At 64.6% G+C, this 26,972-nt stretch carries 28 protein-coding genes; 9 read left to right on the top strand and 19 right to left on the bottom strand.

The genetic code is table 11. The features are described 5' to 3' along the window. Positions 1-22 precede the first annotated feature (22 nt). From AC1RN5_RS21290 to AC1RN5_RS21215, 16 genes are all read right to left on the bottom strand, one after another. Positions 23-790, bottom strand: a complete 768-nt coding sequence (locus AC1RN5_RS21290) for an ABC transporter ATP-binding protein (RefSeq protein ID WP_493043726.1) — start codon at positions 788-790, stop codon at positions 23-25. Next, positions 787-1,593 (bottom strand): MlaE family ABC transporter permease, encoded by an 807-nt coding sequence (locus AC1RN5_RS21285; protein WP_493044090.1) that lies wholly within the window; start codon positions 1,591-1,593, stop codon positions 787-789. The genes AC1RN5_RS21290 and AC1RN5_RS21285 overlap by 4 nt, the downstream gene beginning before the upstream one ends. 1 nt (position 1,594) lies before the next feature. Next, positions 1,595-2,068: an outer membrane lipid asymmetry maintenance protein MlaD gene (gene mlaD / locus AC1RN5_RS21280; RefSeq protein WP_493043724.1), complete on the bottom strand. Its 474-nt coding sequence runs from the start codon at positions 2,066-2,068 to the stop codon at positions 1,595-1,597. A 101-nt stretch (positions 2,069-2,169) separates the two neighbouring features. Beyond that, on the bottom strand, positions 2,170-2,844 hold the full coding sequence (locus tag AC1RN5_RS21275) for an MlaC/ttg2D family ABC transporter substrate-binding protein (RefSeq protein WP_493043722.1): 675 nt from the start codon (positions 2,842-2,844) through the stop codon (positions 2,170-2,172). Positions 2,845-2,930: 86 nt separating this feature from the next. Continuing rightward, positions 2,931-3,611, bottom strand: a complete 681-nt coding sequence (locus AC1RN5_RS21270; protein WP_493043720.1) for an MlaA family lipoprotein — start codon at positions 3,609-3,611, stop codon at positions 2,931-2,933. Positions 3,612-4,008: 397 nt separating this feature from the next. Then, on the bottom strand, positions 4,009-4,698 hold the full coding sequence (locus AC1RN5_RS21265) for an ABC transporter ATP-binding protein (protein WP_493043718.1): 690 nt from the start codon (positions 4,696-4,698) through the stop codon (positions 4,009-4,011). Positions 4,699-4,700: 2 nt separating this feature from the next. Beyond that, on the bottom strand, positions 4,701-5,984 hold the full coding sequence (locus AC1RN5_RS21260) for a TolC family protein (protein WP_493044088.1): 1,284 nt from the start codon (positions 5,982-5,984) through the stop codon (positions 4,701-4,703). Between the two features lie 44 nt (positions 5,985-6,028). Then, positions 6,029-6,907, bottom strand: coding sequence for an efflux RND transporter periplasmic adaptor subunit (locus AC1RN5_RS21255; RefSeq protein WP_493043717.1), 879 nt, complete (start codon positions 6,905-6,907; stop codon positions 6,029-6,031). A gap of 11 nt (positions 6,908-6,918) precedes the next feature. Then, complete coding sequence (locus tag AC1RN5_RS21250) at positions 6,919-8,046, bottom strand: ABC transporter permease (protein ID WP_493044086.1); 1,128 nt, start codon at positions 8,044-8,046, stop codon at positions 6,919-6,921. Then, positions 8,046-8,450, bottom strand: coding sequence for a DMT family transporter (locus AC1RN5_RS21245; RefSeq protein WP_493043715.1), 405 nt, complete (start codon positions 8,448-8,450; stop codon positions 8,046-8,048). Before AC1RN5_RS21245 ends, AC1RN5_RS21250 begins: the two co-directional genes overlap by 1 nt. Further along, positions 8,447-9,556: a GNAT family N-acetyltransferase gene (locus tag AC1RN5_RS21240; protein ID WP_493043714.1), complete on the bottom strand. Its 1,110-nt coding sequence runs from the start codon at positions 9,554-9,556 to the stop codon at positions 8,447-8,449. Before AC1RN5_RS21240 ends, AC1RN5_RS21245 begins: the two co-directional genes overlap by 4 nt. Next, complete coding sequence (locus AC1RN5_RS21235) at positions 9,549-10,382, bottom strand: alpha/beta hydrolase (RefSeq protein ID WP_493043712.1); 834 nt, start codon at positions 10,380-10,382, stop codon at positions 9,549-9,551. The genes AC1RN5_RS21240 and AC1RN5_RS21235 overlap by 8 nt, the downstream gene beginning before the upstream one ends. Before the next feature lie 102 nt (positions 10,383-10,484). After that, on the bottom strand, positions 10,485-10,859 hold the full coding sequence (locus AC1RN5_RS21230; RefSeq protein WP_493043710.1) for an EamA family transporter: 375 nt from the start codon (positions 10,857-10,859) through the stop codon (positions 10,485-10,487). Next, entirely contained in the window at positions 10,856-11,767 is a 912-nt protein-coding gene (locus AC1RN5_RS21225) for an arginase family protein (protein WP_493043708.1), read from the bottom strand. Before AC1RN5_RS21225 ends, AC1RN5_RS21230 begins: the two co-directional genes overlap by 4 nt. 15 nt (positions 11,768-11,782) lie before the next feature. Then, positions 11,783-13,177, bottom strand: coding sequence for an aspartate aminotransferase family protein (locus AC1RN5_RS21220; RefSeq protein ID WP_493043706.1), 1,395 nt, complete (start codon positions 13,175-13,177; stop codon positions 11,783-11,785). Positions 13,178-13,191: 14 nt separating this feature from the next. Next, entirely contained in the window at positions 13,192-13,863 is a 672-nt protein-coding gene (locus tag AC1RN5_RS21215; protein ID WP_493043704.1) for an MtnX-like HAD-IB family phosphatase, read from the bottom strand. A 160-nt stretch (positions 13,864-14,023) separates the two neighbouring features. On the opposite strand from AC1RN5_RS21215, the gene AC1RN5_RS21210 reads away from it, so the two are divergent. From AC1RN5_RS21210 to AC1RN5_RS21180, 7 genes are all read left to right on the top strand, one after another. Next, positions 14,024-14,548: an RNA polymerase sigma factor gene (locus AC1RN5_RS21210; protein ID WP_493043702.1), complete on the top strand. Its 525-nt coding sequence runs from the start codon at positions 14,024-14,026 to the stop codon at positions 14,546-14,548. A 70-nt stretch (positions 14,549-14,618) separates the two neighbouring features. Next, entirely contained in the window at positions 14,619-15,593 is a 975-nt protein-coding gene (locus AC1RN5_RS21205) for a FecR family protein (protein WP_493043700.1), read from the top strand. A gap of 43 nt (positions 15,594-15,636) precedes the next feature. Then, positions 15,637-18,030, top strand: coding sequence for a TonB-dependent receptor (locus AC1RN5_RS21200; protein ID WP_493043698.1), 2,394 nt, complete (start codon positions 15,637-15,639; stop codon positions 18,028-18,030). 245 nt (positions 18,031-18,275) lie between these two features. Continuing rightward, entirely contained in the window at positions 18,276-19,442 is a 1,167-nt protein-coding gene (locus AC1RN5_RS21195) for a class I SAM-dependent methyltransferase (RefSeq protein ID WP_493043696.1), read from the top strand. A 341-nt stretch (positions 19,443-19,783) separates the two neighbouring features. Further along, the gene (locus AC1RN5_RS21190; RefSeq protein WP_493043694.1) at positions 19,784-20,470 is read left to right on the top strand and encodes a phosphatase PAP2 family protein; all 687 of its coding nucleotides are present in this window, start codon (positions 19,784-19,786) and stop codon (positions 20,468-20,470) included. A gap of 2 nt (positions 20,471-20,472) precedes the next feature. Continuing rightward, positions 20,473-21,069: an ABC transporter ATP-binding protein gene (locus AC1RN5_RS21185; protein ID WP_493043692.1), complete on the top strand. Its 597-nt coding sequence runs from the start codon at positions 20,473-20,475 to the stop codon at positions 21,067-21,069. Further along, positions 21,066-21,857 carry an ABC transporter permease gene (locus AC1RN5_RS21180; protein WP_493043690.1) on the top strand — a complete coding sequence of 264 codons (792 nt, stop codon included), beginning with the start codon at positions 21,066-21,068 and terminating at the stop codon, positions 21,855-21,857. The genes AC1RN5_RS21185 and AC1RN5_RS21180 overlap by 4 nt, the downstream gene beginning before the upstream one ends. Before the next feature lie 330 nt (positions 21,858-22,187). On the opposite strand, the gene AC1RN5_RS21175 is transcribed toward AC1RN5_RS21180, so the two are convergent. Beyond that, positions 22,188-22,751 (bottom strand): DUF3617 domain-containing protein, encoded by a 564-nt coding sequence (locus AC1RN5_RS21175; protein ID WP_493043688.1) that lies wholly within the window; start codon positions 22,749-22,751, stop codon positions 22,188-22,190. 40 nt (positions 22,752-22,791) lie between these two features. Between AC1RN5_RS21175 and AC1RN5_RS21170 the strand changes: the two genes are divergently transcribed. Then, positions 22,792-23,943, top strand: a complete 1,152-nt coding sequence (locus tag AC1RN5_RS21170; protein WP_493043686.1) for a glycosyltransferase family 2 protein — start codon at positions 22,792-22,794, stop codon at positions 23,941-23,943. Further along, positions 23,907-25,457, top strand: a complete 1,551-nt coding sequence (locus AC1RN5_RS21165; RefSeq protein ID WP_493043685.1) for a glycosyltransferase family 39 protein — start codon at positions 23,907-23,909, stop codon at positions 25,455-25,457. The genes AC1RN5_RS21170 and AC1RN5_RS21165 overlap by 37 nt, the downstream gene beginning before the upstream one ends. Before the next feature lie 375 nt (positions 25,458-25,832). Here the strand turns inward: AC1RN5_RS21165 and AC1RN5_RS21160 are convergent, their stop codons facing one another. Further along, positions 25,833-26,513, bottom strand: a complete 681-nt coding sequence (locus tag AC1RN5_RS21160) for a site-specific integrase (RefSeq protein ID WP_493043683.1) — start codon at positions 26,511-26,513, stop codon at positions 25,833-25,835. A gap of 134 nt (positions 26,514-26,647) precedes the next feature. Further along, on the bottom strand, positions 26,648-26,842 hold the full coding sequence (locus AC1RN5_RS21155) for a helix-turn-helix transcriptional regulator (RefSeq protein WP_493044084.1): 195 nt from the start codon (positions 26,840-26,842) through the stop codon (positions 26,648-26,650). Positions 26,843-26,972: the final 130 nt, after the last annotated feature.

Here is a 26,972-nt window from a genome sequence, read left to right as displayed (position 1 = left end):
TGGCAATTCGCCGACACTGTTGTCACACGTCAGACGTGATCGGCCCCGAGACAAAGCCGCCGACGAACTGCTCCACATAGGGGTCCTCGGATCGGTCCAGATCGGCCACTGGCCCTTGCCACTGAACCTTCCCGTCATGGAGCAGGGCCACCTCATCGGCGATCGCGCGGGCTGACGCGAGGTCATGGGTAATGGTGACGGACGTACAGCCCAACCCTTTGACCTGCTGGGTGATGAGCTGGTTGATCGCACTGGCGGTGATCGGGTCTAGGCCGGTGGTCGGCTCGTCAAAGAACATGATCTCGGGCTCCGCCACGATGGCCCTCGCGAGTGCGACACGCTTCTGCATGCCTCCAGAGAGCTCGGCGGGATTGAGGTCCGCGACGCGGGCGCCAAGCCGTACCTTGCTGAGGGCCCCCAGGGCCCGGCGCCTGGCTTCATGACGGGCAATTCCATCAGCGTTGATGAGCCGAAAGGCGATGTTTTCCCAGACACTCAGACTGTCGAACAGGGCCGCGCCTTGGAACAACATGCCCAGGCGCGAGAACCGCTGCTGCGCCGCTCGTCCGGTCAGCCGCGCGACGTCCTCGCCGTCGATCAGAATTTGGCCGCCCTCTGGCCGAAGGAGGCCAAGAGCGGTCTTGAGCATCACCGATTTGCCTTGGCCCGATCCCCCGATGACCACAAGGGACCGCCCGGGAAGGACCGAAAGCTGCAAACGATCAAGGACCGCGCGGTCGCCGAAACGTTTGGTGACGCCGCGCCACTCGATTTTTGGGAGCGCGCTCACGGCTTGTGCGTGAACAGCGTCGTCAGCAGATAGTCTGACGCGAAGATAAGAACAGCGGCGGAAACGACCGCGTCGGTGGTCGCCCGACCGACCCCGCGCGCACCGCCAGAAGCCTTGAAGCCATGGAAACAGCCCATCGTGGCGATGATCAGTCCGAAGACCGCGGCCTTGACGAGACCCGAACCGATGTCCCACCCCCGAAGGAAATCCATGGTCGCGCGCATATAGACGTTTGGGTTGAAACCAAGTGTCTGGCTTGCCACCAGCCACCCCCCGCCCACGCCAATGGCGTCGGCCACGAGGGTCAGGAGCGGAAGCACCAGGATGGCGGCCGCCAGGCGGGGCGCGATGAGGTATTGAAACGGGTCGGTCGAAAGGGTGCGCAGCGCGTCGATCTGCTCGGTCGCGCGCATCGCGCCGATCTCGGCAGCGATCCCGGCGGAAACCCGGCCAGCCAGCATGAGCGCCGCGAGGACCGGGCCGAGTTCGCGCGTGATGCCTAGCCCGACAATCTGCGGCATGATCTGTTCGGCGTTAAAGCGCCCTCCGCCGGTATAGATGTTGAGCGCCAAGGCCGCGCCGGTGAAGATCGCCGTCAGGCCGACGACAGGCAGTGAATTGTAACCAATCACCCAAACCTGCCGGGCCATCTGGCCCAAGAACCAGGGACGCCTGCCCATAGCCGCAAAGGCTTGACCGGCGAACAGGGTCACGGCTCCGGCGTCCCGACAGGCGGCGAGTCCGCCTTGTCCGACGACGCGAACAAACCGCGTGACGTTGAAGATCCTGGAAGTCGCAGGCATCTTATTTGGCAGCCGCAGACGCAGGCGCATCGACCGCCTGCGGACGCAGTCCCTGACCAATCATCCCCAGGAGATCGATCGCGCCCTGCGTATTCTGGAATTCGCCGCCGCGCGCCAAGACCTCCGGCGATCCGCCCGGCTCTATGGCGATATGCGCGCCGCCGAACAGGCCGTCGCTGGCGATCTTCGCCGACGAGTCGCTGGGAATCTTGATCGCAGGGTCGAGACCCAGGCGAACAACGGCCAGAAAGGAGCGGGGGTCGAGGGATACGCTCTCAACCGACCCAATCTTCACCCCGGCCAGGCGGACCGCTGATCCTGGCGCCAGCGAGCCCACCTGGCCGAAACGGGCGACCGCCTCGTATCCCTCGGGCCGCAGTCGGTCGCCCGCGCTCAGGGCGTAGACGATGAAGCCAATAGCGACGGCGAGCACCGCGGCGCCCACAGCGGTTTCGGCAAGGTCGGTTCGTTGCATCGAAATCTCCAGTCAGGTCGTGCGCCGGCAGCCATCGAGGGAGGCCGGCGGTGGCGCATTCTCAGCAATGTTGAGCACCGTGGCGGCCGAGGTGCGTCGCCTCAGCTCTTGTGAGCCAGCCGCTTGGCTTGAGCGTGAGGATCACGGAGAAGCTGAGCTATGAGCAGCTCAATATCGCCGTGGGCGTTGTCGAGCGTTGAGACAAAGTCCTGCTGCTGGGTGATCGAGAGCCACACGCCTTTGACCTGGACATCGACAATCTTCCGGGTCGATCCACTGGAGATCACCCGCCAGGCCACTGGAAGATCCTGTTTCAGGCCTCCCCCTCTCACGACACTGCTGACCACGACATCCTCCGGCCCCCTAATCGTGGAGCCAAGGATGGAAATCTGTTCCCCGCCGTAGTCGCCCAGACGCGCCTCATAGGCGCTCTGGTAATATTTGCGAAAGGCGGCTGCGAACCGCGACCGCTGGTCGCTCGTGATCGTGCGGGCGTACTTGCCCAGGACAAAGTTCGTGATTCTCGGAACGTCGACGACCTGGTCGATCAGCTCTCCGAAGTCGTCGTCCTTGGATTTCAAGCCACGGCGGCGGTCGGCCAGAATGGTGAGCGCTCGTTGCGCCTGCTGCGCGACGAAAACCTCGGCGGAAGCGTCCCGGCGCGCCGAGATCGCCGATGCGGCAAGACTTGACGGAGGCTCCAGGCCCCACGCCATCGTACCGGATAGGAGGCCGCAGCACAGGCCAAGTGCGGTCGTGGCTTTCTGTAAGGTCATTTGACGTCCGCGATAGGCGTGGGCCCGCGCATCGGCGCGGATTCAGGCGAGAGCAGATGAGCCGGCGTCGGATCTGGCGACACGGTCTAGGGCGCCTCAGGGGGAGCATCGAAGTCAGGCAAGTCGGGCTCGTCCCCCCTTGCCTGGCCGACCAAATAGGCGCGGCGCTGCCCGTAGGCCGAGCGCACCGTTGCATAGGGGTCTGTGGCGTCCTGCCCCAACGCCTTGATCTGGGCGTCAGCGTCCGCGCGGTAGTCCAGGGCGGAGGCCGCCAACCGTGATGCGCCGAACGGTGTCGTCCAGCCGCCAGCGACGAGCGACAGGGGGTCGGTCACGGCATCAACGAGCCGTCCAAGACCATCCCGCAGGTCTAGTGGGCCCAGCACCGGCGCGAAGACATAATTTCCCGGCCCGACACCATAGCGTCCCAGGGTCTGGCCGAAGTCGGCGCGGTGGACCGGAAGTCCTGAGGCAGAGGCCACATCGAAGAGGCCAAACACCCCTAGGGTGGAATTGATGAGAAATCGGCCCGTGGACTGCACCGCCAGGCCAGGATGCGCCTGAAGCAGATCGTTCATTGTCGTGCGCGGCTCTCGCATGTTGTCGATCGCCGCGCCGAACGCCTTGCGCAGGGGCGGCGGAGCCGCCGACATGTAGGCGTGGGTGATCGGGGCGAAGATGCTGTCGTCCAGCCGCCCGTTGACGTCGTACATGCGCCGGTTGAAGGCCTGCCACGGGTCCGGCGTCGCAGCCGAGACGGCGGCCATGCGCATCGCTGGCGCGGCAGGCTGCGCAGAAGCCGGCGCCGCCATGAGTTGGACCATCACCACGCCGACCCCAAGGCTCATCGCGCTCAGGTGGGGCCGACGGTTTGGAACAAGCGCACCGCGCGCCGGCAGGCGATTTTCCTCGCATGGCCCGGAAGGACAATGCGCGTCGCCCGCACGAACAGCCGGCGCGTCAAGGCGACGGGAGTCATCCCCGGCCTGGCATTGAAGGGTTCGGGATACGCTTGGTCTGGAGGACATATTTAGATGACGCCGAGGCCGTCGGACCTCCTCAAAATTCGATCCCCACCCCGCCGCGCTTGAGATGCGGAAGACCTCCTGGCGCGTTGCGGCGGGGCACGGACGGTCCCGGCAGTGCTCGTCGAGCCAACGCGGCCTACGTGTCAGGCGTCGCTGCGGCCCGTAGCCGGCCGTCTTCCATCTGGACCAAGCGGGTGGCGCGGGTCATCAATCTGGCGTCATGGGTGACGCAGACAACCGTTGCGCCCTGGCGCAGGGCGGCGGCCCTGAGTTGGTCAGCGACAAGGCCGCCATTGACGGAATCCAACGCGGAGGTGGGCTCGTCGGCGAAAATGATCTGCGGTCGCTTCGCGAGTGCGCGCGCGATCGCGACCCTCTGCTTCTCACCGCCCGACAATGCCTCGGGCAGGCTATGCAGCTTGTGACCAAGGCCGACCCCTTCCAGCGCCTCTAGAGCACGTGTTCGCGCGGCGGCCTTCGACAATCCCTGGCGCTCAGGCAGCATGGCCACCTGCTCCAGCGAGGTGAGAAACGGTAGGAGGTGAAAGCCTTGAAAGATGAATCCAAACTGATGCAGTCGCAGATGATCGAGATCTTTCTCATTCGAGGCGCCGAGGTTGCGCCCCATTACCTCGACATGGCCGCGGCTTGGCTGCAGCAGGCCCGATAGTATCGCCAGGAGGGTCGACTTTCCGGAACCGGAGGGGCCAGTGACCATCAGAAACTCCCCGGCGGTCACCACCATGTCCATGCTTGTCAGGGCCGCGATCTGCGCGACGCCCTCGCCATAGGTTTTTTCCACGCCAACTGCGGAGATCATCGGCATGGTCAGGCTCCCGGCGCGGCAAGGGCGAGATCAATCCTGGCCGAGGTCGCCCTAAGTCTCGCTGCGTTGACGCGGATCTCCGCGGTTGCGATCCCATCTTGAGCGCCCAGGATGTCCAGGGCGTCGGCCGCTCCGGCCTCATGTCGACGGCGGACGATCGTGACTTGCTCGTTTGCGGTAAGGCGGCGCGCATCGGCCCTCGCCAGGTCCGCATCTGCCGCCGTCACCTGAGCCAGGGCGCGGCGCGCATCCGCCCACCCCTGGACGACCGCCTTGCGGTAGGCGAGATCGGCAAGGTCGACCTCGGCCGAGGCCGCCCCAATCCGAGCTTTTCGAGCCCCCCCGTCGACGATTGATTGCGACACCTCCGCCGCCACCGCCCAGACGAGCGCCTTCGCATCCAGGAGATTGATGACGCTCGGGTCCGCGGCGCCTAGAGAGGCGCTGAGAACGAAGCGGGGTCGCGACGCGGCGACGGCTTCGGCCCGACGACTGTCGGCCGCCTTCAATCGGGCATAGGCCGCGGCGACGTCCGGCCTGGCAGTCACCGTCTCCGACGAAAGCAGCTCATTCGAGGGGAACACCCAAGGGGATGAGCTGGCGCTCGGGATGATGGGATTTGTCGTGTTGCCCAGCAAGACGCCGAGACGTAGCGTCTCGAGCCGTGCGTCTAACCGCGCCGCCGTGAGTTCGGCGTCGAGGTCCGCGACGGCCTGCGTGCGCGATGACACCTCATCTCGGCTGGCGCGGCCCGCAGCGTAACGGGCTCGTGTCAGGTCCACCAGCCGTTGGGCGTCGCGACGGCGAGAGTCCAAGATATCGGTCAGGGACTGCGCGGCGCGCAGGGTGAAGTACGCCTGAGCGGCCTCCGCCCCGACCAGACGCCGGGCGACAACGACCTCCGAAATCACCGCGTGCCGCTCATGCTCTAGGGCGTCACGGGCTCTGGCCATTCGACCCCAAATGTCCAGCTCGTAGGTCGCAGTCAGGGAGGGTGAACCCGCCGCCGCCTGCTCGGATAGACTGTGTCCGCCAACCGCCCCGTTCACGCCGATCTCGATCTGCGGGCGGCTCAGCGCTCTGGCCGCCGCGACTTCGGCGTCGGCGCGGTCGAGGCGCGCCATGGCGATCTTAATGTCGAGCGAACCGAGATCTATCTGGCGAAGGAGGTCTCTCAGAGCTAGATCCCCGAAATCTAGACGCCAAGGCGACGGACCTGCGGGAACGAGCCTGTCTGTGACGGCCTTTGCCCCTGGCGACGGGACGGGGGTCGCACACCCCTGCATCCCCAGCAACGCTGCGATCGTGACTCCGGTGACAAACCGCTGTTTCATTTGGTGAACCGCACCAGGACTCGTTGACCAAGCCTGAACGCCGGGCGGCCGTCCAGCGCCAGGATGACATTGAGCACCCGACTATCAGATCGGGCTGCAGGATCATCATTGAGCAATGCGCCCGAGAAGGACTCTGCGACGCGCAGGACGTGCGCGCGCTGCGGTGCGCCTTCGTCAAACTCCCGGGAGACCATTGCGGCCATCCCCGGCTGAACTCGGTCCGATAGGGACTCGTCCAGCTCCGCCCGAACGACGCGCCCGCCGTCAGGCGCGATGACAAAGAGCGTTGACGCCGCGGTGGCGGATCCGCCCGCCACAGCCATGCGCCGCAGCACCAGGCCGGCCGCGGGCGCGCGGATGGTCTGCGAGGCGATCTCGGCCTGGGACAACTGTGCGCGGGCCATCGCCACTCGGGCAGCCTGCACCGCCTCCTCCGCTTCGCCGGCGGCGACGTGCTCTGCGGTGATCGCCTGATCAACCTCCTGGGTCGTCGCAGCCTCCAGGCGAACAAGCCGGCGGACCCGCTCTAGGTCCCGTCTGGCCCCTGAGAGCTTGGCGTCCGCCGTCCCCACCCGCGCATTTTGCTCAGCCAGCTCGGCTTGATCGATCGCGAAGCGCAATTGAGACTGGCGGTCATCCAAGATCGCCAGGACTTGCCCGGCGGCGACAGGATCCCCCTCTTCAACGTCAACCTGCGTGACCAAGCCTTCGCGGGCGGCGCTGACCTTGATCAGGCCGGCGCCACTCTCCACCACACCGCGCGCCGCCGCGGCCGGCGGGGGCGCGGACCGGGCCTGGACGCGATCATCCCGGGCGGGCGCGCAGGCCGTCGTCAGCAAAATTGCGCACGCGACGGCGCCAACAGGCTTGAACATGGAGGTTCCACTCATAGTAGGAGCGCCGCCGGATCGGCCTGGGCGACACGACGCAGGGCCAGCACCCCAGACAAAAGCGCGACCAGCAGAATGATCAGGCTGCCGAAGCCCATCACCTCCGCGGACAGGATGATTGGAACGTTCTGGGCCCTGGCGACGACCGCCAATAGGGCTGTCAGGACCGCCCCGATGGTCATGCCGCAGGCGCCGACCCAGAAGCTTTGCGCCAACACGATCGTCCGCAGGGCGGACATTGAAAATCCCAGCGCACGCAAGGCGGCATACTCCTTGATGGAGCCAGACACGGCCGCCAGCAGCGTCTGGCTGGTGATCACCACGGCCACCAACACCGCGACGATGCTTCCGAAAATGAAGGCGACGCCCGCGCCAGACTCCGACAGCCAGTAGCGGGTCGTCCGGTCGGCGAACCCGCCGGCCGTGAGGGCTTCAAAACCTCGCCGCGCGCCAATGGTGTTCAGGCGCGCGGCGACGGCCTTGGCGGCCGCCGGGCTCCCCACGCGAGCGAGAAAATAGGCGACGTCGCCCTCTGGTCCCGACGAAGGGTCCAGCCTCCGAGTTGTGGCGAGCGAACTGATGACATTCACCCCCCCCAGTCCCCGCAGTCCGTAGGTTAGACCCGCGACGCGCACCCGGCGGCCGTTGATCTCAGCCGTACCGCCAACCCTGACTTCAAGCTTGCGCCGGTCAGCAGCGTCGATCACCACGCTGTCGGGCGTCTCTAGGGCGGCTCGGAGGTCCTGATCGAGCGCGTTTGAAAGCGCCATGGCGCCAGGCTGGGTATCCACCCCGACGAGGTAGACGTTGACCACCCCGTGGTTGGCGGTTTTCCATTCTCCAGACCCCCAAAGGAAGGGCTCGATGCGGCCAACACCGGACTGGGTTCGCATGAAGAATTCGGCCTGTCCCGAAATCGGCCGGCCAAGATCCAAACTTTGCACGCCCGGGAACCCAACCCACAGGTCCGCTGTCGACCGCGTCACATAGATGCTGGAAAGGGAGAATATCCCCAATATCACCGCAGCCTGCAGCAGAACCAGCAGCCCTGAGAAGCCAACGGCGAACACAGCAGGGGCGAACCGCCGCCAGCCGTGGCGCAGGCTCCGCAACGCCAAGGTCATCAGCACGGCGCGCCTTCCCTCCGGCCGATTAGCCAGACTCCAACCAGGATCGCGCCAGCGCCGATGATCTGCGACGGCCCCGCCGGCTCGCCGAACACGGTCCAACTGACCGCGATGACGAGCACGTAGCCCACCGCCGAAATGGTGAAAGCCTCGCTCAGCTGGAACTCGGCCAGCACAACCATCCAGGCGACGAAGCTGACCACATCAATGATGACCAACGCCTGGAACCAGGGCAGGCTGGCGGCGAACCGCAACCAATTCAGATCAAGTGGCCTGTTGGACAGAGCGCGCGCGGCCTCCTCCGCGGCGATCTGATATCCCACAGCGAGCAGGGGCATAGCGGCCCAAAGTAACCAGAACGCCCAGCGCCTTTGCCGCGAGGACGGTGAAGACTTCGTCATGCGGCCGCCTCCGCACCGAGGTCTGCCGAAAGCAGCGGCGCAACGAGGCGAAGGACGCCGTTCAGCACCGGATTGCGGTGTCGAAAGTACATCGAGGTTCGCAGCAGCGTACTTCCAAGCCGCAACTTGTTTCCGTAGGCCGCCTGACCGCTTTGGTAACGGCTCAGTCCCTCTTGCAGGCAAAGTTCGAGATTTTGAAACCAGCTCAGGAAGTAGAGACTATATGCGCGCCCTGCCTCAGCATCCATCATGAAGAATTTGTCAAGCAACAGGTCGTTGTTTTTCAGCAATAAATTCGCCGCAAGCAACTTGTCATCGGCATAGTAGAGCACGCATATTGCGTTCCCTCCGAGCCGTTCGAGGGCCCCCGTGAAATAGGCCGGGGTCAGCTCTTCGAAGGCCATTTCGCCGCGACTGCGCGTCTGCCCATAGAGCGACATCACCCGATCAATCACGCCCTCAAGATCGTGACGAACCTCGACCCTCACCGCCTGCCGCGCTCTCAGTTTTCGGCGCATGTCGCGCCGGGTGCCGGCCGAGAGGCGGCCCAGATAGGTTTCGACGGAATCGAAATCGATCGCCAATTGCGCGACAGGCAAGCCGGGAACCGGTCTATAGCGAGCGGTGAGCGCCGCCGCCCACAGGTCGCGGGCGTTTTCCGGAACATCCTTCACCGCCAGTAGGCCGCAGCCGTCCGCCTTGGCGGCGCGGTCAAACTCCGCCAACAGGCGGCGAAGCAGGACGAGCCGCCTGTCGGAGTCCGCGCCAGGGTCGAAACCCAGCAGCGCCGTGTCGGTGCAGGGCGAACCCAGGCATGCGAGATGGAGGGTGAGCGCATCGGGAAAGACGTGGCGGATGGCGGCGGCGACGCGCTGGCCGGTTCGATTCAGCGTGGTCTCGAGAAGATATTCGGTGAAGAAGGCTGGCGCCGCGGCCACGAGGCGCCCGCCTTCCTCCACTAGGACATAGCGCCACCGGAAGCCCGCCAAGTCCGCCTGTTCGACGGCAAGCAGATAGTCGAAGGACTCGATTTCACCCGGAAAGATTCGGCTCCAGGCGTCCCGACCAATGGCCGTGATGGACTCGACGATCCGTGCCTCAGGCATGACTTGCTCCGCGCGGTTGCGGCGGCGCAAGCTCCGCGGCGCCGAAGAACACGCCGGTCAGCGCCGCAACGCGGTCACGCTCCTGGTCGACATGGATCATGTGATAGCTGTCATCGAGCAGCTTGAGGGTGGTCGGACCGCCCAGGCAGTCGCGTAACCGTTCGGAATTGCGCGGATGGCTCATGTCATCGTGTCGGGCGTGCAGGATCAAAGTTGGGACCTTGATCGCGCGCCCCGTACGCAGGACCCGGCGGCCTAGCCGGTACATCTGGTAAAGCGCGCCGAGCGGCAGGCGATCCAGGGCGCCATCGGTGAACTCCACGGGCATGCGCATCATGCGATCGCGCAGGCGATGATCCTTGATCCCGTAGGGGAACGGTTCCTCGAAGCTGATCTTCCGTAGCAGGGGCAGGTTGGCGACCACCTGGATGAGTCCAGCCGCCCCGCACCACCGGCGCATATTCCAGCCGTCATATTCAAAGGTCATGGAGTAGACGGCGCAGGCCTTGATGTCGGGTCGTTCGTTTGCCAGCAGCAGGCCCAAGGCGCCTCCCACGCAAACACCGGCCACATAGATTTCATCGACCTCGGACCGGTAGACGTCGTAGGACTCGCACACAGATTGAAGCCAATCGCGCCAAGTCGTGGCGAGCAAGGCGCGAACGTCGCCGCCATGTCCCGCCAGCTGAGGCGCGTAGATGTCGAATCCCTGCCGATGAAGTCGGCGGGCCAGAAACTTCATTTCGCTGGGTGCGCCGGTCAGGCCATGGAGCAGCAGCACTCCCGTGCGGCGCGTGCCCTTAAGGCGGAAACTCTGATCAGTCATTTCGCCCCAACCTTGTGCACGACAAGTGTCGGCCGGCTGATGCGTGCGCGCCGGGGCGTTGACCCCCGCTGGGCACTACGCGGCTGGGATCAGGCGTCGGGTTCATGCCTGGAGATCCGAAAGACTGACGCAGCCAACGCCCAACACAACAAAGCCGACGCCGATCAGTTGGCTTCGACTGAGCCGTTCACCCAGAAACAAGGCGCCCGCGGCCGGAATACTGGCATAGACCAGCATCATCGCGGGAAAGGCGACGCTCAGGGGCACGTGTTGAAGCACAACCAGCCACGCGATGGTTTCGAGAAGCCACAGGAGGATCCCAATCCAGATCAAGGGCTCCTGTGCCAAGGCCAGCGCCAGGTTCTTGCTATCCCCCGCCCTGTCCGTCGCATGCTTGAACGCCAGTTCTCGAGCCACCTCAGCGGCGATGCAGAATGCCACCAGGCTGACGCTGCGCCCTAACCCCATCGCGATCATGGACAGACCTCCGCGAAGAGCTCCAAGAGGCGCAGATTGATGGCTTCATTCACCTGCATCGCGTAGACGGGATTGGGCTGCGACCACGGCTGGTCGAGCAAAGCCTCCCCGCGCTTGAGCAAGGCGTCCGCCACGCCGCCGCCATAGCGTGGCCGCGACCAGTCACCGACGACGTCGGCGCCGATCAGGCGATGCTGTGATCCAATCTTCTCAATCAGCGCCCTCAAGAGACCAAAGCTGGTCTGACCCTGGTCCCAGTTGGTGACGGCGTCGGAGGCCCGCAGAACATCCTTGTCGATGGTGAGATAGACAGCCCGGGTTTGAATTCTCCTGGCCAGGAAGTCGGCGAACCCATCCTCGCCGATGGAGAGGATAGTCGGCCATTCGCGGCCGCCCAGGTGGACGAACGCCCCGCCTCTCGGCGAACGATAAGGATATAGCTCCACCCGATCGTCCTGGATAAGTCCCAGGTCGGCACCCTTGGTTTCGCTACGATCAATATCGTTGCTGCAGACCCCCACGGTGATCAGGCGCGCCGTCTTCGGATGCCTGGCGGCCTGCCCCACCCAGGACCCGCAATGCAGGCCGTTGGGGAAGCGGACCCAGTCTGGGTGGTTGTCAAAATGCACCACGGTCACCTGATCGACGCCCGAGGCCTCGATCGCGCGCGCCAACAGGAGCGGTGTGATGTGGTGAAAGTCGCCTGAGCCGGCGAAGGTGATCTCTGGGGGGCATGCGGGCGCAGCGCTCCACAATCTGTCTTCGAGGTACTTGAGCGCCAGGGGCCGGCTCCACAGGCGCAAGGACGGACCAAGGTCCTGGGCCGCGATCCTCCGCCCCCCCGCGGCGCATCCACGGTCAAGCAGTGAGACCTGACCGTCCAGGGCGTCATCCAGGTGCAGGAACAAGGGCCGCACCGACGTCTAGTCCACGCAACGGCGCAGGAGGGCGTCCAGAAGTCTCAGGGCCAGGTCGATCTCGGGGAGGCTGATCTCCAGGGACGGGGCGAAGGTAATGACGTTCTTGTAGTAGCCGCCCACGTCGAGGATCAGACCCAGGCGTTCGCCATCGATCTCGACATCGCCCCTGAGGCCCTCCTCCGCGATCCGGTCCAGGAGTGCTTTGTTGGGGGTGAAGCCGTCGGCTTGGCAGATTTCGGCGCGCAGGGCGAGCCCCAGGCCGTCGACATCGCCGATCTGCGGCCAGCGGGTCTGTAGCTCCCGGAGCCCCTCCAGGAAGTAGGCGCCCTTGGCCATGACCATGGTTTCGTAGTCCGTCTCGGCCATCATCTTCATGGCTTCGAGCGCGACGGCGGTGCCCATGGGATTGGCGTTGAAAGTGGAGTGCGTGGAGCCAGGCGGGAAGACGGTAGGATTGATCAGGGCTTCCTTGGCCCAGAGGCCGGACAGCGGATTCAGCCCATTGGTCAGCGCCTTGCCGAACACCAATATGTCGGGCTCGACGCCAAAGTGCTCGATCGACCAAAGCTTGCCGGTACGGAAGAAGCCCATCTGGACCTCATCGACCACCAGCAGGATGTTGTGGCGGTCGAGCACCTTCTTCAGCTCGATGAAGAAGTTGGGCGGGGGAATCACATAGCCGCCCGTGCCTTGGATCGGCTCCACGTAGAAGGCCGCGAACTCGGCCTGGCCGGTCTTGGTGTCGAGGACGCCGTTATACTCGGTCTCGAACAGCCGCTCGAACTTCTTCACGCATTCGAGCCCGTACTCTTCCTTGCTCATGCCCTTGGGGCCGCGGAAATGATACGGGAATTCGATGAACTGGGCCCGGTCGCCGAAGTGGCCGAAGCGGCGGCGATATCGGTAGGATGACGTGATCGCAGAGGCGCCCAGCGTGCGCCCATGATAGCCGCCCTCGAAGGCGAACATCAGGCTCTTCCCGCCGGACGCGTTGCGCACCAGTTTGAGCGAATCCTCCACGGCCTGGGCGCCGCCGACATTGAAATGCACCCGTCCCTTGGCGCCGAATTTCCGCTCCGCGTCGCGGGCGATCATGGCGGCGAGTTCGACCTTCTCCCGGTGCAGGTACTGGGAGGCCACCTGGGGCAGCTGATCCAGCTGCCGGTGGGCGGCGGCGTTTAGGCGGGGGTTTCGGTAGCCGAAGTTGACGGCGGAGTACCACATCTGCAGATCCAGGAACCGACAGCCTTCGGCGTCGAACATGAATGAGCCGTCGCAACCTTCGAAATATTTGGGCTCCGGCATGTAGTGGACGGTGTCGCCCCAGGAGCAGTACTCGGCCTCCATGGCCCGCAATTGGTCGTGATTGGCCACCGGGGCCTCAGCAGTGTCGTACATGGTGTTTCCTGAATTCAGAGGCTGAGAGCGCGGACTTTGGGCGGCGCTGACGACGGCGCCATCGACCGCGCTAGGGCGCGCGTCACGTCGTCAAAGGATGTGAAGGCATGGAAGGCCTTGCCTCTGCCGGCCGCGTAGCGGGCGAGACTGTCCTTGGCGAAGAGGATATCGGCGCGCGACGAGACACAGAAGTCCGAGCGGCCGTCGCCGATGAAGACGATGGGTCCGCTGGAAGGCTGCGTCGCCACGGCGCATTTGCAGACCCCGGACCCTGCGGCGCAGCCCGGCTTCATGTGCGGTTGCCTCAGGCGCCACCGATCGGAGCGGCCCGCCAGCCGATTGGCGACCACCGGCACATGGCCCAAGGCGTGCCGCCGAAGGATATGGCCAATGAACCGATCCACCCCGTCGCTGACGACTGTCAGCGGCAGGCCGTGGTTTTCGCACCAGGCGACAAACCCCGAAAAGGTGGGGTCGATCTCCACGGAATCGAGAACGGCGTCGAGGGCCTCGTCGGACCCTTGGATGAGGCTGATCTGGCGGCGCATGCACTCGGCGGCGCTGATCTGTCCCCTCACCCAGGCGACTTCCAACTTTTCCCAGGCCGGCGAAGCCAGCGCGCCAAGGACAAGATCTGTGGTGTCGCGACGTGTAACCGTCCCGTCAAAGTCGCAATAGATGCGCATGAATTCCCTTGCACCGTTGGTCGGCCCAGACGATCGAGCCGTCGCCACCCAATGAAGGGACGATGCGTGGAGGCCTGCGCCTCAAAAATATCCGGAACGGGTGCGCCTAGGGCGCGAGCCTGCTAACCAACTGGCGCGGCAAGACCGGGGTCAACGCGACGTGGACAACAAGACGCCAACGCCTCTGATGACGGCCTATTTCGAACGGCGACTGGGACTGAGACGGTTCTTCCTGGCCCGCCTTCATTCCATGACGGAAGCCGAAGATCTCGTTCAGGACCTCTATCTCAAGGTCACCATGACGCAGTCGGATGAAGCAATCCGCAATCCGGGCGCCTACCTTTATCGCCTTGCGGCCAATCTTATGCTCGATCGTCTGCGCCAACAGCACCGCGCCGCCGCCCGAGACGATGCTTGGCGCACGACGCACCATGTCCTCTCCGCAGCCGAGGACATTGCCGACATCCCCGACGCGGAAGCCGTTGTCGCCGCGCGGCAGCAGCTTCAGAGGGTCATAACCGCCCTTGAAGCCCTGCCCGAACGAACCCAGAGGGTCTTCCGTTTGCATAAATTCGAGGGCCTGGGGCATGCCGAGATCGCATCTCGGCTTGGAATGTCGCGAAGCGCCGTCGAAAAGCACATGATCGACGCCTTGCGCCACCTGGTTGCCAAGGTGAGGCGATGACTGTGACTAAATTGTCGCCAGGGAAACAGTTTCTGAAAGACGTTGTGTCCATGGCGACGTCAGGGATTCGATGACCAGAATTCACACCGATCCGGGCGAGCAGGCTTTGGCGTGGTTTGTGCGCCTGCAGGACGACGACGCGACCGAGGCCGACTGGCTGGCCTATCGCGAGTGGCTAGAGGCCTCACCAGCCAACAGCGCCGCCTATGGGGAGATCGAGACAGCCTGGATCGAAATCGAGGGTTTGACCGAGATAGCGCCATTTCAAGCGTCGACTGGCGTCGTGGTCCCCTTCCGGCCCCAGACGTCGCGGCGGATTTCAGCCGGATGGCTACAAGCACTTGGGGCGGCCGCAGCCATTGCCGCTGCGGCCCTGCTCTTCATCGTTCCGGGGCTGCAAGATCATCCCCAAGTCTACCGGAGCGGCACGGGTCAGCTCCAGACTGTGTCCCTCGACGATGGCTCACGCATCGTTCTGAACGGGGAGACAGAAATCGCGGTGCGCATGCAACGTGGTCAGAGAACAGTTTCACTTATTGAGGGTGAGGCCGCCTTCGACGTGGCGCATGACGCCACACGGCCCTTTGTGGTGAGCGTTGGAGATCGAGCCGTCACGGTTCTGGGGACGGAGTTCAACATCCTGCATCACGCCGGACAGCTCAGGGTGACCGTCAAGCGTGGAATCGTCGCCGTCGGCCAGGCCGGTCGCGCGCCCGAAGCAAAACTGGTCGCCGGCCAGCAGTTGAGCCACACGGAGGGTGCGACGGGCAGCCGAGTTGAAAAGGTCGATCCCGAGGACGCTTTCGCCTGGCGTCGACGGCTCCTGATCTACCACAATCGCCCCCTGACAGAGGTTTCAAGGGATCTCTCGCGCTACTTCGGCAAGCCCGTCGTTGTCGACCCAAGCGCATTGCATCTACGCTTTACGGGATCCCTGCGAATTGACCGCGAGGAGCCCATGCTGCATTCGCTGGAAACCTTCCTTCCGGTGAAAGCCGTCATCAAGCCTGACGAAACACACCTGATGGCCCGCGAGTCGCGGTAAGGTCTCGCGCGTGAAACGCGGGCGATGGACCTATGGCGGACTCATGGGCCTCGCGGTCTATGGTTTGGCGCTGACGCCGACCTCGGCAGCCTGGGGGGCGCCGCGTCAGGCCCCCAAAGTCTATCGATTTCACATACCGGCCCAGCCGGTCTCAGATGCACTGCTCGAACTCGCCCTCCAGGCGGAAGTATCTCTCGGCGGCGACCTTGGCGCCTGTCGAGGTTCAAGCCCCAAGCTGTCGGGCCGCTACGAACTGGCCGATGCTCTGGCCCGCCTCATGGACGCCTCGGGCTGCATCGCCGTGATTCCCGAAACGCGAACGATCCTGATCCGTCGCCGCCCCTCCAAGGCCCACCCGTCGACGCTGCCGCCGCCAGCCCCAGCGCCAATTGTCGAGCTGGGGGAACTGGTCGTCACGTCGGGTCGGCGAACGGATCTGCCCGGTCGCACCCCATACTCCATCACCGCTGTCGCCGGCCGGGAGCTCGAGGCCAGAGGTGTTGGAGACCTGACGGCGCTGGCCGATCAGGTTGCCGGCATGACCGTGACCAATCTAGGACCCGGGCGCGACAAGATCTTCCTGAGGGGGATGTCGGACGGCGCGTTCACCGGACAGACCCAGTCGACCGTGGGGCTTTATGTCGACCATGTGCCTATCACCTATAATGCCCCAGACCCCGACCTAAAACTTGTCGATATCGATCAGGTGGAGGTCATGCGCGGTCCGCAGGGCACCCTTTATGGTGCTGGCTCCATCGGCGGCATCGTCCGCATCGTGACCCGAAAGCCCGATTTGGACGCCTGGTCCGCAGACGTCTCGGTCAGCGGGTCCGCGACCCAATCCGGCGGCCTCAACCACGACATCTCCGCAACCCTAAACAGCCCGATCGTGGCTGGCCGATTGGCGTTTCGGGGGTCCGTCTATCGCGAAGCCGCCAGCGGCTATGTCGATGACGTCAATCTGGCGGTCCGGCGGATCAATCACTTCGAGCGCGACGGATGGAGGGCCGCCCTCAAGGCCGCGATCAATGACGACTGGTCCCTTACCGGCGGCTTAATCCATCAATCGATCCTCACCGCCGACACCCAATACGCTACGACGGTCAGCGGGCGCCTTAGCCGCGGCAACGCCGTGCGGGAACCTCACGACAATGATTTTGACGAGCGTTACCTGACACTTGAGGGGCAAGGCCCCTGGGGGCGCCTCGTGGCGTCGAGCGCGAGCTTGAGCCACCATTTCACGAGCCGCTATGACGCCTCACTTGCCTTGCCCGCATTCGGCGTTGCTCAGGGGGTCGCGGCACTGGACGACTCGCAGGACATCGACCTGCAAGTCAATGAGATAGTCTTCACCTCCCCGCAGGGCCAGCCTTGGCGGTGGCTGGCGGGGGGATTTCTATCGTCGGGCAATTCTACGCAGGAGACGCAGCTCAATCAGAGGACACCTTCACGCGGCCAGCGCTACGGAGAGCGCCGGGTGGACGAACTCAGCGAATTCGCGGTCTATGGCGAGGCCTCTTACGACCTGACCGAGCAACTTACCCTGGTCGCAGGCGTGCGATGGTTTAGGTTCGATTTCGACGTGATGTCGACGGTGGTTCAAGGCATGTCACGTCGCGACTTCTCCGCGACCGGGCACGCCGCTGGCCTCTCGCCAAAGTTCGCCGTCAGGTTTCAACCCCGAGATCACATCGTGATCTATGGGCAGGTTTCGGAAGGCTATCGGGCCGGAGGCGTCAATACCGCCGGGCCGATCGACCAGGCTTTCGACGGTGAAGCCGGTCACCCCGAACACGAATTCGACCCTGATGAGTTCTGGAACTACGAAGTCGGAACCAAGCTCTCCCTGCTCGACGGTCAGCTTCATCTGCGCGCCGCGGCCTTCTTCGCCGATTGGCGCAATATCCAGACTGATCAGTTCCTTCCCTCCGGATTGTCCTATGCGGTCAACGTCGGCGACGGCGCAAATCGGGGCGTCGAACTTGAGGCGACCTGGCGCGCCAGCGACCACTGGGAGCTGCGCGCAGCCGGTCTGCTCAACGATCCCCAGATCACCAAACGTAACCCCGCCTTCCGGTCTCAGAGCGATGCCGGCTTACCTGGTGTCGCCGCGGTCACGGCGAGTCTCGGCGTCAGCTATCATCGCCCTCTGCAATCTGGACTTGAGCTGAAACTGGACGCCGCGATGGGTTACATCGGAGCTTCGCACCTCACGTTTGACGCGCAGTCCAGTTACCGGATGGGCGACTATTTTTCCGGACGTCTGCAGGCGGCCCTGGAATCGGAGCGCTGGACAGGCGCCTTGTTTCTCGACAACCCAGCCGATGGGCGGGCCAACACCTTCGCCTTTGGCAATCCCTTCCGGTTCGGACATGAGGCCGCCATCACGCCCCAGCGGCCGCGCACCGTCGGCGTCAGGCTCGACTACAGGTACTAGGTCGGAGGATATGGCCCGACGGTGACGTCGTTCCCTTAAGCGACCCGGCGAAGTCCTTTCGTCAGGGCGCCTTTGAGGCCCCCCGTCATGGACCCAGTCCTACCCTACCGGTTCGTGCACGGTCGGCCCGCAGCGCAGGCTCAAGCCCGCCGCACACCCTGGGATCAGCACCGGCGCGCGCGATGATGCTGGCGTCGCGTCTCCTTCGCCGCGCCCTGGGACCCCAGGTCCGTGCGGGGACTTTGGTGATCATTGCGCCCGATGGCGAGCGCCTGTGCTTCGGTGACGGGACGGGCAATGCCGTGGTCGCCCGATTCACCGACCCCGCCTCCATCTGGGGCGTCCTTATCGATCCAGATCTCAAGACCGGGGAGATGTTCACCCAGGGCCGTCTCGTCCTCGATCAGGGATCGATTTATGACTTCCTGGTCTTGATCCTGCAGGACGCTGCGGAGGACGAGACGCCCTGGACAGCGCGGTGGATCGACCGGTTTCGCGCGCTCGCCCGAGGCTTCAGTCGCAATGACCCGGAGTCATCGCGGCGGAATGTAAGTCATCACTACGATCTGGACGATCGCCTGTACGAACTCTTCCTGGATCCATACTGGCAATATTCCTGCGCCTACTTCGAGCACCCTGAGCAGACGCTCGCCCAGGCGCAGGTGGCGAAGATGCGCCACGTCGCGGCGAAACTCGCGCTTCGTCCGGGCGACCGCGTGCTGGATATAGGTTGCGGCTGGGGTGGACTGTCCTGCTTTCTGGCCGAGGCGGCGAATGCGAGCAGGGTGCTCGGGGTGACGCTATCAGCAGAACAGCTCGCCAAGGCCCGTCAGCGCGCAGCTGACCAACAGGTTTCCGACCAGGTCAGCTTTGCGCTGCAGGACTATCGGGCCGTTGAGGGGCGCTTTGAACGGATCGTCTCCGTGGGCATGTTTGAACATGTAGGATTGCCCCACTACGCCGAATTCTTCGAGGCATGCAAAAGCCGCCTCACCGATGACGGCGTCATGCTGCTGCACACCATCGGTTCATCGGACATCCCGAGCCTGACCAACCCGTGGCTTACCAAGCACATCTTCCCAGGAGGCCACATTCCTTCCTTGTCGGAGATTCTACCGGTCATCGAGCGAGCTGGACTGGTGGTGACCGACGTCGAGGTGCTTCGCCTCCACTATGCCCAAACCCTTCGCGCATGGCGCAATTCATTTCTGGCGCGGCGGCCTGAGGCGGTGGCGCTGTTCGGCGAAGTGTTTTGCCGCCTATGGGAGTACTACTTGTCGATGGCGGAGGCGGCGTTCCGGTTCGAGGACATCGTCGTATTCCAACTGCAGATCGCCCGACGCCAGACTGCAGCGCCCCTCACCCGTGACTATATCGCCGAAGCGAAGGCCACTTTCGGATCGCCCGAATGAGGCGCCCCGCTTCCGGGAAGGCGTCTGCTGGCGACTTTGACCAAACTGTCTGGGCTTTCAGTCTTTTCCGACACAGATCCCCATAGGGGCAGCGCCATGACGGTTTCCGGCGTGAAGGATATGGGCGGACAGCGCCGCATTGGAGACCACGGCCGCCTAACTGCTGACCCTGAGGCAAGCGTGGGGTCGAAGGGAAGTCCTGTGGTCTGCAATGGCTTATCGGCTAAGGGGCATCCATGATGGTTCAACATCCTCCGCGAACTCATCGGAAATCCTCCGCGAGCCTCTTGTCCCCAGCCGCGAGACCTAACGCCGTTCGTCATTTTGTCCGCCGCACGGAAGTGCGTCTCCTCATTGGCTGTCTCGCGCTGATGGTGGGGGTCTGGGCGTTTCTGGCTCTGACGGGAGAGGTCCGCGAGCAGGAGACGACGCCCTTTGATCGGGCGGTCCTGCTCTCGTTTCGGACGCCCGCTGATCTCGCAACGCCGCTCGGACCGAGGTGGCTGCAGGAGTCGGCGCGCGATGTCACGGCCTTGGGCGGGTTCACGGCGCTCGCGCTGATCTCCGGCCTGGCGATCGTCCTGCTGATCCTGCACAGACGGAGGACCCAAGCCTTGATCTTCGGCGGCGCGGTGATTTTCGCCCAAGTCGCAGCCGAGGCAATCAAGCACCTTATCAACCGACCCCGGCCAAACCTGGTCGCCCAGCACGATCTCGTCTATTCGGCGAGCTTCCCGAGCGGTCACGCCGTCATGGCCCCGGTCGTCTACCTGACCCTTGCGGCCCTTCTCGCGGCAGGCAATCCGCGCGCCTCGGTGAAACGTGTCTTGCTGGTCAGCGCGGCGCTGCTGGTTGTCGCCATCGGCGTCAGCCGGGTCTATCTGGGCGTCCACTGGCCGACCGACGTGCTGGCCGGCTGGACAATGGGAGCCGGCATCGCGCTTGCCGCGGTCATGGCCCTCCAGGCCAGCGGCCCGCGGCGGGACGCCACGTCCGCGGTCGCGCCGGACCGAACTGAGGTGAGGTGAGCATGTTCCAGGTTCGTGGCCTGTCGAGCCGCCTCGCCGGTCCGTTCGACTTCGAGATCGCCCCAGGTTCTTGTGTGTCGATCACGGGCTCGTCCGGGTCCGGCAAATCCCTGCTGCTGCGCATGATCGCCGACCTTGACGAAAACGACGGCGAGGTTGTGCTGGGGGCGGTCGCGCGAAGCCAATGCTCCGCGCCTTCGTGGCGTCGCCAGGTCGTCTATGTGGCCGCCGAAGCCGGCTGGTGGGCGGACCGGGTCGCCGAACATTTCGCGCCATCTCAGTTGAACGCCGCGCGGACCCTGGCCGAAGGCCTGGGGCTGAAGGCCGAACTTTTTGAGGGCCTGGTATCGCGCCTTTCGACCGGGGAGAAACAACGCTTGGCGCTGATCCGGGCCCTCATGCTCGAGCCCCCGGTGCTTTTGCTCGATGAGCCAACCAGCTCGCTGGATCGCGACAGCATCCTTCGCACCGAGGCGGTGCTGCGGGCCCGCCTCAAGGCGGGCTTGATCCTCGTCCTGGTCACCCACGATCCGGTTCAGGCGCAGAGGCTTGGGAATCGGCATTACGAAATGCGCCAGGGACGCCTGGCCCTCCTGTGACCCCCATCCTGCTTTCATCCGAGGACTTGGCGATCTCCGCGTCGCTGATTGTCCTCGACGCCGTGATCTCGATCGCCCTTCGCCTTGGCATGCACAGGCAGATCGCCATCGCCGCGGTGCGCATGGTCATCCAACTGGTGGCGGTCGGCTATCTGCTGCGTTTCATCTTCGCGCTCAACAATCCGGCCTCCACGGTCTTGATCGTCGTGGTCATGGTCCTGGTGGCGGGCCGCGAAGTCGCCACGCGGTCGGAGCGGCGTTTCAAGGGGCAGGCGAACTACCTGATCGGCGCAGGCAGCGTCGCGGTGGCCACCGCCTTGACCGCGATTTTGGCCCTCACCACGGCGATCCGGCCAGATCCATGGTTTGACCCCCATTACGCCATACCGTTGGCGGGCATCATCCTTGGCAACGTCCTCAATGCTGCGAGCATCGCCCTCGACAGCATGTTGGGCGGCGTGAGCCGGGAAAAATCCGCTATCGAAGCGCGGCTCGCGCTAGGGGAAACCTACGCCGGGGCGATGGCGCCCCTGGTCAGGACCGCGATCCGCCGCGGACTCCTGCCAATCATCAACCAGATGTCGGCGGCCGGGATCGTGACCTTGCCGGGCATAATGACCGGACAGATCCTGGCCGGCCTCGACCCGCTGGAGGCGGTGAAATACCAGATCCTGCTCATGTTCCTGCTGTCAGGCGGAAGCGGCCTGTCTGCAGTGGCCGTCGCCTATCTGTCGGCGGCGCACCTGACCGACAAGCGCGAGCGCCTGCGGCTAGATCGCCTAAGTTAGAGGGGCGGCCGGCCGCCGATCTGCGCTGCAATCGTCTTTTAATGGGGTCATTGACGACCAACGCAGAACCAGCGCGAAGTCTGGGATCAGGCTGGTCACCCTGATAGGAGTGGGCCGTGGTCGGCCTGGCCGCTTGTACCACTTGAGTACGGTCTTGGGATTGTGGCCGTAGCGAACGGCAAGGGCCCTGCTGCTCTCTTGCGCCGCTTGGAAATCGGCTCGAATACGCGGCGTCGTGCGGGCGCAGCCGTGATAAACGCTTCCCAAAGTAGATCCTCCTTCTGACCCCTCAGGATCGATGATGCACCATCAGAAGCTGGAACTACACACCTAGGACGGCACCTTGTCAGGACAGGTATCGCCAATCCGACGGGCGGTGGTGGTGGCGGTCGCCGCAAGCGGCGCCCCCGCGATCTTGGTCCGCAGTCGCGCCGTCAGACGGAAGTGTTCGGCCGCGTAGTCGCCCCTCGCGCTGATCAAGGCGACCTGTCCGCGCTTCGTCACGCAACGACCCTGCAACAGGATGTGGCCATCGCCCACGACGCGGGTGGGATAGGTGCAGGTGTAGTGGCGATTGCTCGGCCCTTGCAGGAACTTGGAGATGTCTCCGTCGGTGAAGCACTTTTGCTCCACAGTCTTGGAGCTGATGATCAGGGTGGCGATGCTGGTGATCTCCCAATAGCCGGGGATCGGAACGACGTCTGCGGACCATCCGACGCTTGGCGTCGTCAGCGCCGAAATCGCCCCCAGGGCGGCCCGTCGCACCCCGGTGCGCCATCGATCAGCCGGCTTCATGCGCACCCCGCGCTCCAGTCTAAGAATCAAGACGCCGCCGACGTCGATCTGCCTCCAAAGAAAATGATGAGGCGCTTCGGCGACCGCGTCGTCGTTCAAAAGACATCACCAGCCCCGGCATCGGGGGGGAGGGTATTCCTTGCTCGACACCTTGGCCGCTGAGCCCGCAGACTCGTCCTCCGACGAAACCCCGTGCTCGCGCTCGTCGGCGGCGGCTCGCGGGCTGGAACTCACCATCGTCGTTCCGACGTTCAATGAGTGTGGCAATGTCGGCCAACTGGTCGCACGACTGGATGCGGTCCTCGTCGACGTCGTGTGGCAGGTCATCTTCGTCGACGACGATTCGCCAGACGGCACGGCAGACGCCGTCAAGCGCATCGCCGCCCTGGATGGGCGGGTTCAATGTCTGCATCGGATGAACCGGCGCGGACTGGCCGGCGCGGTGATCGAAGGCGCTCTAGCCAGCGCCGCGCCCTATGTCGCGGTCATGGACGGCGACCTGCAACACGACGAAACCCTGTTGCCCACCATGCTGGCGGCCCTGCGGGCTGACCAGGCCGACCTTGTCATCGGCAGCCGGTTCCTGGCCGGGCTCGGCGCCGACGCCTCCGCCCTGGGGCCCCGCCGACGCCTGGGCAGCCGTTTCGCCAACTGGCTTGGACGTCAGGCCCTGTCGGCCGAGCTGACCGATCCGGTCAGCGGCTTCTTCATGATCCGCCGCCCGCTGATCGACGCCGTCGCGCCGCGGCTCAACAATCAGGGCTTCAAGGTGCTGTTCGACATCCTGGCTTCGCAGCCGAGTCCGCCGCGTTGCCTCGAACTGCCCTACGCTTTCCGCCCCCGCACCTCCGGCGACAGCAAGCTCGATGGCGGGGTGGTGGCGCATTACCTGGGCCTGCTGGCCTCCAAGCTCAGCCATGACGTCCTGTCGCCGCGCCTGCTGCTATTCGGCCTCGTCGGCGCCGGCGGCGTGGCGATTCACCTGACGGTCCTGCGTGGCATGTTGCGGGTGGGTTTCGCCGAAGCCCAACTTGTCGCGGCCCTCACCGCCATGACCTCCAACTATCTGATCAACAACCTGGTGACCTATCGGGACCGCCGGAAGCGGGGCCTGGCCCTGCTCACGGGATACCTGCGGTTCTGCCTGCTCTGCAGTGTCGGTCTGGCCGCCAATGTCGCCGTGGCCGCCATGCTGCACGAGCACGTTCCGATCTGGTGGCTCGCAGGCCTCGCCGGCGCCGGTGTGGGCGCGGCGTGGAACTTCGTCACGACGTCCCTCGCGGTATGGTGAGATCGCGCCGTCTCCACATCCAGGTGGCTGCGGTCGCGATCGGCCTGACGGTGCTGCGTCTGCTCGCCGCCCGCTGGATCCACCTCACTGAAGACGAGGCCTACTACCGGCTTTGGTCCGAGCACCTGCAATTCGGCTACTATGACCATCCGCCTATGATCGCCTGGTGGATCCGCCTCGGCGTCACCCTCATTGGCGACAATCCGCTGGGTGTGCGTCTGGTGTCGGTCCTCGCGACTGGACTCGCGACCTGCTTCGTGGCGGCCGTCGCCAGCACGCTTGGCGCGCGCCCCGCCACCGCCTTACGTTCGGCGGTCTGGTACAACGCGACAACCACCATCGGGTTGGGCGGCATCCTGGCGACGCCGGACGCGCCGGCGACGCTGTTCTGGATCGTCACGATCTGGTGCCTGGCCAAGGTCTGGGCCGGCGGTTCCCAAGGGTGGTGGCCCGCGGCGGGCATCGCGGCCGGCCTGGCGGTCCTCTCGAAGTACTCGGCCCTGTTCCTCGCTCCCGGCGTGCTGCTCTGGCTGGGGCTGCTGCCAGAGGGAAGGCGGATCCTCAGATCACCCTGGCCTTGGTCCGCAGCCCTCGCCGCCGTCGCAATCTTCAGCGTCAATGTGGTCTGGAACGCCGATCATCAGTGGATCACCTTCGCCAAGCAGTTCGGACGGGCGGCGCCCTCCGGCTTCTCGCCTGCCCACCTGGCCGACCTGCTGATCAGCCAGGTCTTCCTTCTCAACCCGATGATCGCGATCTACGCCCATCGCGGCGCCCGGCACGGCTGGGCCGAGCGGTTCGACCCCAGCGCGGTTCACCTCCTGTTGCCGATCGCCACCAGTGCGCCGTTCGTCGCCTACCTACTGCTGCACAGCTTGCACGACCGTGTGCAGGGCCACTGGCCGGTCCCGGTGTTCGCGTCCCTGGTCATCTGCGCGGCAGTCGCGGCCGACCGCGGGTCCCAGGTCATGGCGGCCCGTGTCTGGCGCGGCGTCGCCATCGCCGTGGGCTTCAGCCTCTCGGCCCTGGCGCTCATCTATATGGCCGCGCCGCAATCGCGCGCCTTCGGCACCTTCGATCCGATCCTTCCGCTCCGCGGGTGGAGGGAATTCTCGATCGCGGTCGACCTGCGGCGCGTTGAGGAAAACGCCGCCTGGATCGGCACGGTCAGCTACGGGGCCCTCGCACAGCTCTCGGCCGAGCGCTTGATCGACGCCCCCATAATCCAGATCACCGAACGCGCGCGTTACGACGGCGCGCCCGCCGTTCGTCCGGACCTCAGCCAACCGGGGTTGATCGTCGATCTGGCGCGCCGGCTCGAACCCCGCGACCTCCTGCGCTGCTTCTCACGCGTCACCCCTGCTGGCGACATCGATCGCGGCGCGCGTGGCGCCGGACCCGCCGCCCGCTACCGGGCCTATCTCGTCTCCGCTCCTAGGGTGAACGTCCTGAGGGATGGGTGCCCTGATGATCCTGCCGATCGCAAGAAACGAGGGCGTCACCTGTTCTCGTAAGTGGCGAAGGCTCCGTCAGGCCATCGGGCGCGGAGACAAATCGACCTCAGACTGCGCCGACTGCCAGACAGTCGCGCAAATAGGCCTCCTCGTGGGACCTAGCCCAAACCTCGGCTGTCGCAGCCCGCGCCGAGGGTCGCGTGCCGGCGCCCGCGGAGGCTTGCTGGTGGGGCCGTCAGGACTCATATATCTCGCTTTACACATTATTTTTCAATAAGTTAAATTTTACCGGGAGATATATGCCAACAACAATACCAACGGCCCGGAATTCGGCGCAACATTTCTGAATTCCGATGCCAACGAAGCATGGCCAAGAAAGCGCGGCGGCCTCGAAACGGATGCCACCCAAGGCGTCTCAACCCGCATTGGACCTGACTACCTGTCGCCCCGTCGTCGGGCAGTGGAGCGCAACTCCTCAAGCGCCCTGTGCATGGTTCGGCCGGCGTCTATCGCCTGCGCTTGGATGTAGTGCGCCCTCGTCGTTCGAAGAGATGCATGACCAAGCACCTTCGCTGCGTCCGTGATGTTCGTTGGCGTTTCGGTGGCGATTGTCGTCGCGGCGATTGACCGAAAGGCATGGGCATTCACCGGCGTTCCAAAGGCCGCTCGAGTCCGAAGAAATACTCGCTCGCCCACGCGATTGGCGTCAAATGCGCGTCCGTTCGTCGACACGAAAAGGGCGTCGGTGGCTTCCGCCCCCACCCGGCGGAGCAGTCGAGGCCTATAGACCTGGAGGTACTCATTGAGCCCGGCCACCAGTGAAGAAGGCCAGCCGAACTCGAACGCCCGAGGAGCCTTCATCTCCTCCGAACTGAAGGTGACGGACCAGCCGCCCGCGGAAGGACGAAGATGCTTCCCAATGCGGATCTGCGCGACGTTGGCTGCCCGCATGGGCCTATGCACCAATAGCGCAATGATCAGACCATCCCGGAAGTCGGCAGACCGCTCGACGTAGTTCCGACCCGTATCGGCGGTGGCGGCGGCCGCCGCCATAAGGTCGAACCCTAGCTGCAGCAACTCCGCGGCGGGCCGCATGCGCTGGCGCGGGTTCTTCACGGTCGGGCAGATGCTGATAGCTGTTCATTCGCTGGCTCTTCTGTGGGCGTGCGGCGGTGTCCGCTGAGAGCCCCAGCCAAGCGTCACGACATGGAAATTATATTTGTAATCTTTGCGCCTCCGTGGGGTCCGCTTCACCGTCCTCGAGCCTCAACCCAAGCGACGACATCGGCGCGGAGCCAACCGACTGCGCGGGCGCCGACTCTCCGAGCCCGAGGAAAGCGCCCCTCGGCAATCTCACGATAGAGCCACGATCGCTTCATTCCGATGCGGGCCAAGACGGCCGGCAACCGATCAATCACGGTGAAGTCAGTTTCGCTCGGGGGCATTTGGTACTGCATCTAAGCCTCATGCGGTGGCGCGGCGGGTGCGCGACGTCGTGAGGATTTTGTCAGCCAGATGCCTGGGCCCGGTAGTGGGTAACGCGGGCAAAAGGGTGACTATGCAGGAACTCGTGGG

This window comes from Phenylobacterium sp. GW821-FHT12F10, assembly GCF_058806695.1.
Note: the sequence above shows the minus strand (reverse complement) of the source record. Positions and strands in the feature narration are given on the sequence as shown.

Coding starts and splice junctions, on each gene's coding strand:
- AC1RN5_RS21260 (WP_493044088.1), bottom strand. CDS start 5,984: ATGCAGGGGTGTGCGACCCCCGTCCCGTCGCCAGGGGCAAAGGCCGTC.
- AC1RN5_RS21255 (WP_493043717.1), bottom strand. CDS start 6,907: ATGTTCAAGCCTGTTGGCGCCGTCGCGTGCGCAATTTTGCTGACGACG.
- AC1RN5_RS21270 (WP_493043720.1), bottom strand. CDS start 3,611: ATGGCCGCCGTCTCGGCTGCGACGCCGGACCCGTGGCAGGCCTTCAAC.
- AC1RN5_RS21205 (WP_493043700.1), top strand. CDS start 14,619: ATGACCAGAATTCACACCGATCCGGGCGAGCAGGCTTTGGCGTGGTTT.
- AC1RN5_RS21275 (WP_493043722.1), bottom strand. CDS start 2,844: ATGACCTTACAGAAAGCCACGACCGCACTTGGCCTGTGCTGCGGCCTC.
- AC1RN5_RS21245 (WP_493043715.1), bottom strand. CDS start 8,450: ATGACGAAGTCTTCACCGTCCTCGCGGCAAAGGCGCTGGGCGTTCTGG.
- AC1RN5_RS21155 (WP_493044084.1), bottom strand. CDS start 26,842: ATGCCCCCGAGCGAAACTGACTTCACCGTGATTGATCGGTTGCCGGCC.
- AC1RN5_RS21285 (WP_493044090.1), bottom strand. CDS start 1,593: ATGCCTGCGACTTCCAGGATCTTCAACGTCACGCGGTTTGTTCGCGTC.
- AC1RN5_RS21220 (WP_493043706.1), bottom strand. CDS start 13,177: ATGTACGACACTGCTGAGGCCCCGGTGGCCAATCACGACCAATTGCGG.
- AC1RN5_RS21265 (WP_493043718.1), bottom strand. CDS start 4,698: ATGCCGATGATCTCCGCAGTTGGCGTGGAAAAAACCTATGGCGAGGGC.
- AC1RN5_RS21240 (WP_493043714.1), bottom strand. CDS start 9,556: ATGCCTGAGGCACGGATCGTCGAGTCCATCACGGCCATTGGTCGGGAC.
- AC1RN5_RS21230 (WP_493043710.1), bottom strand. CDS start 10,859: ATGATCGCGATGGGGTTAGGGCGCAGCGTCAGCCTGGTGGCATTCTGC.
- AC1RN5_RS21215 (WP_493043704.1), bottom strand. CDS start 13,863: ATGCGCATCTATTGCGACTTTGACGGGACGGTTACACGTCGCGACACC.
- AC1RN5_RS21200 (WP_493043698.1), top strand. CDS start 15,637: ATGGGCCTCGCGGTCTATGGTTTGGCGCTGACGCCGACCTCGGCAGCC.
- mlaD (WP_493043724.1), bottom strand. CDS start 2,068: ATGCAACGAACCGACCTTGCCGAAACCGCTGTGGGCGCCGCGGTGCTC.
- AC1RN5_RS21250 (WP_493044086.1), bottom strand. CDS start 8,046: ATGACCTTGGCGTTGCGGAGCCTGCGCCACGGCTGGCGGCGGTTCGCC.
- AC1RN5_RS21185 (WP_493043692.1), top strand. CDS start 20,473: ATGTTCCAGGTTCGTGGCCTGTCGAGCCGCCTCGCCGGTCCGTTCGAC.
- AC1RN5_RS21235 (WP_493043712.1), bottom strand. CDS start 10,382: ATGACTGATCAGAGTTTCCGCCTTAAGGGCACGCGCCGCACGGGAGTG.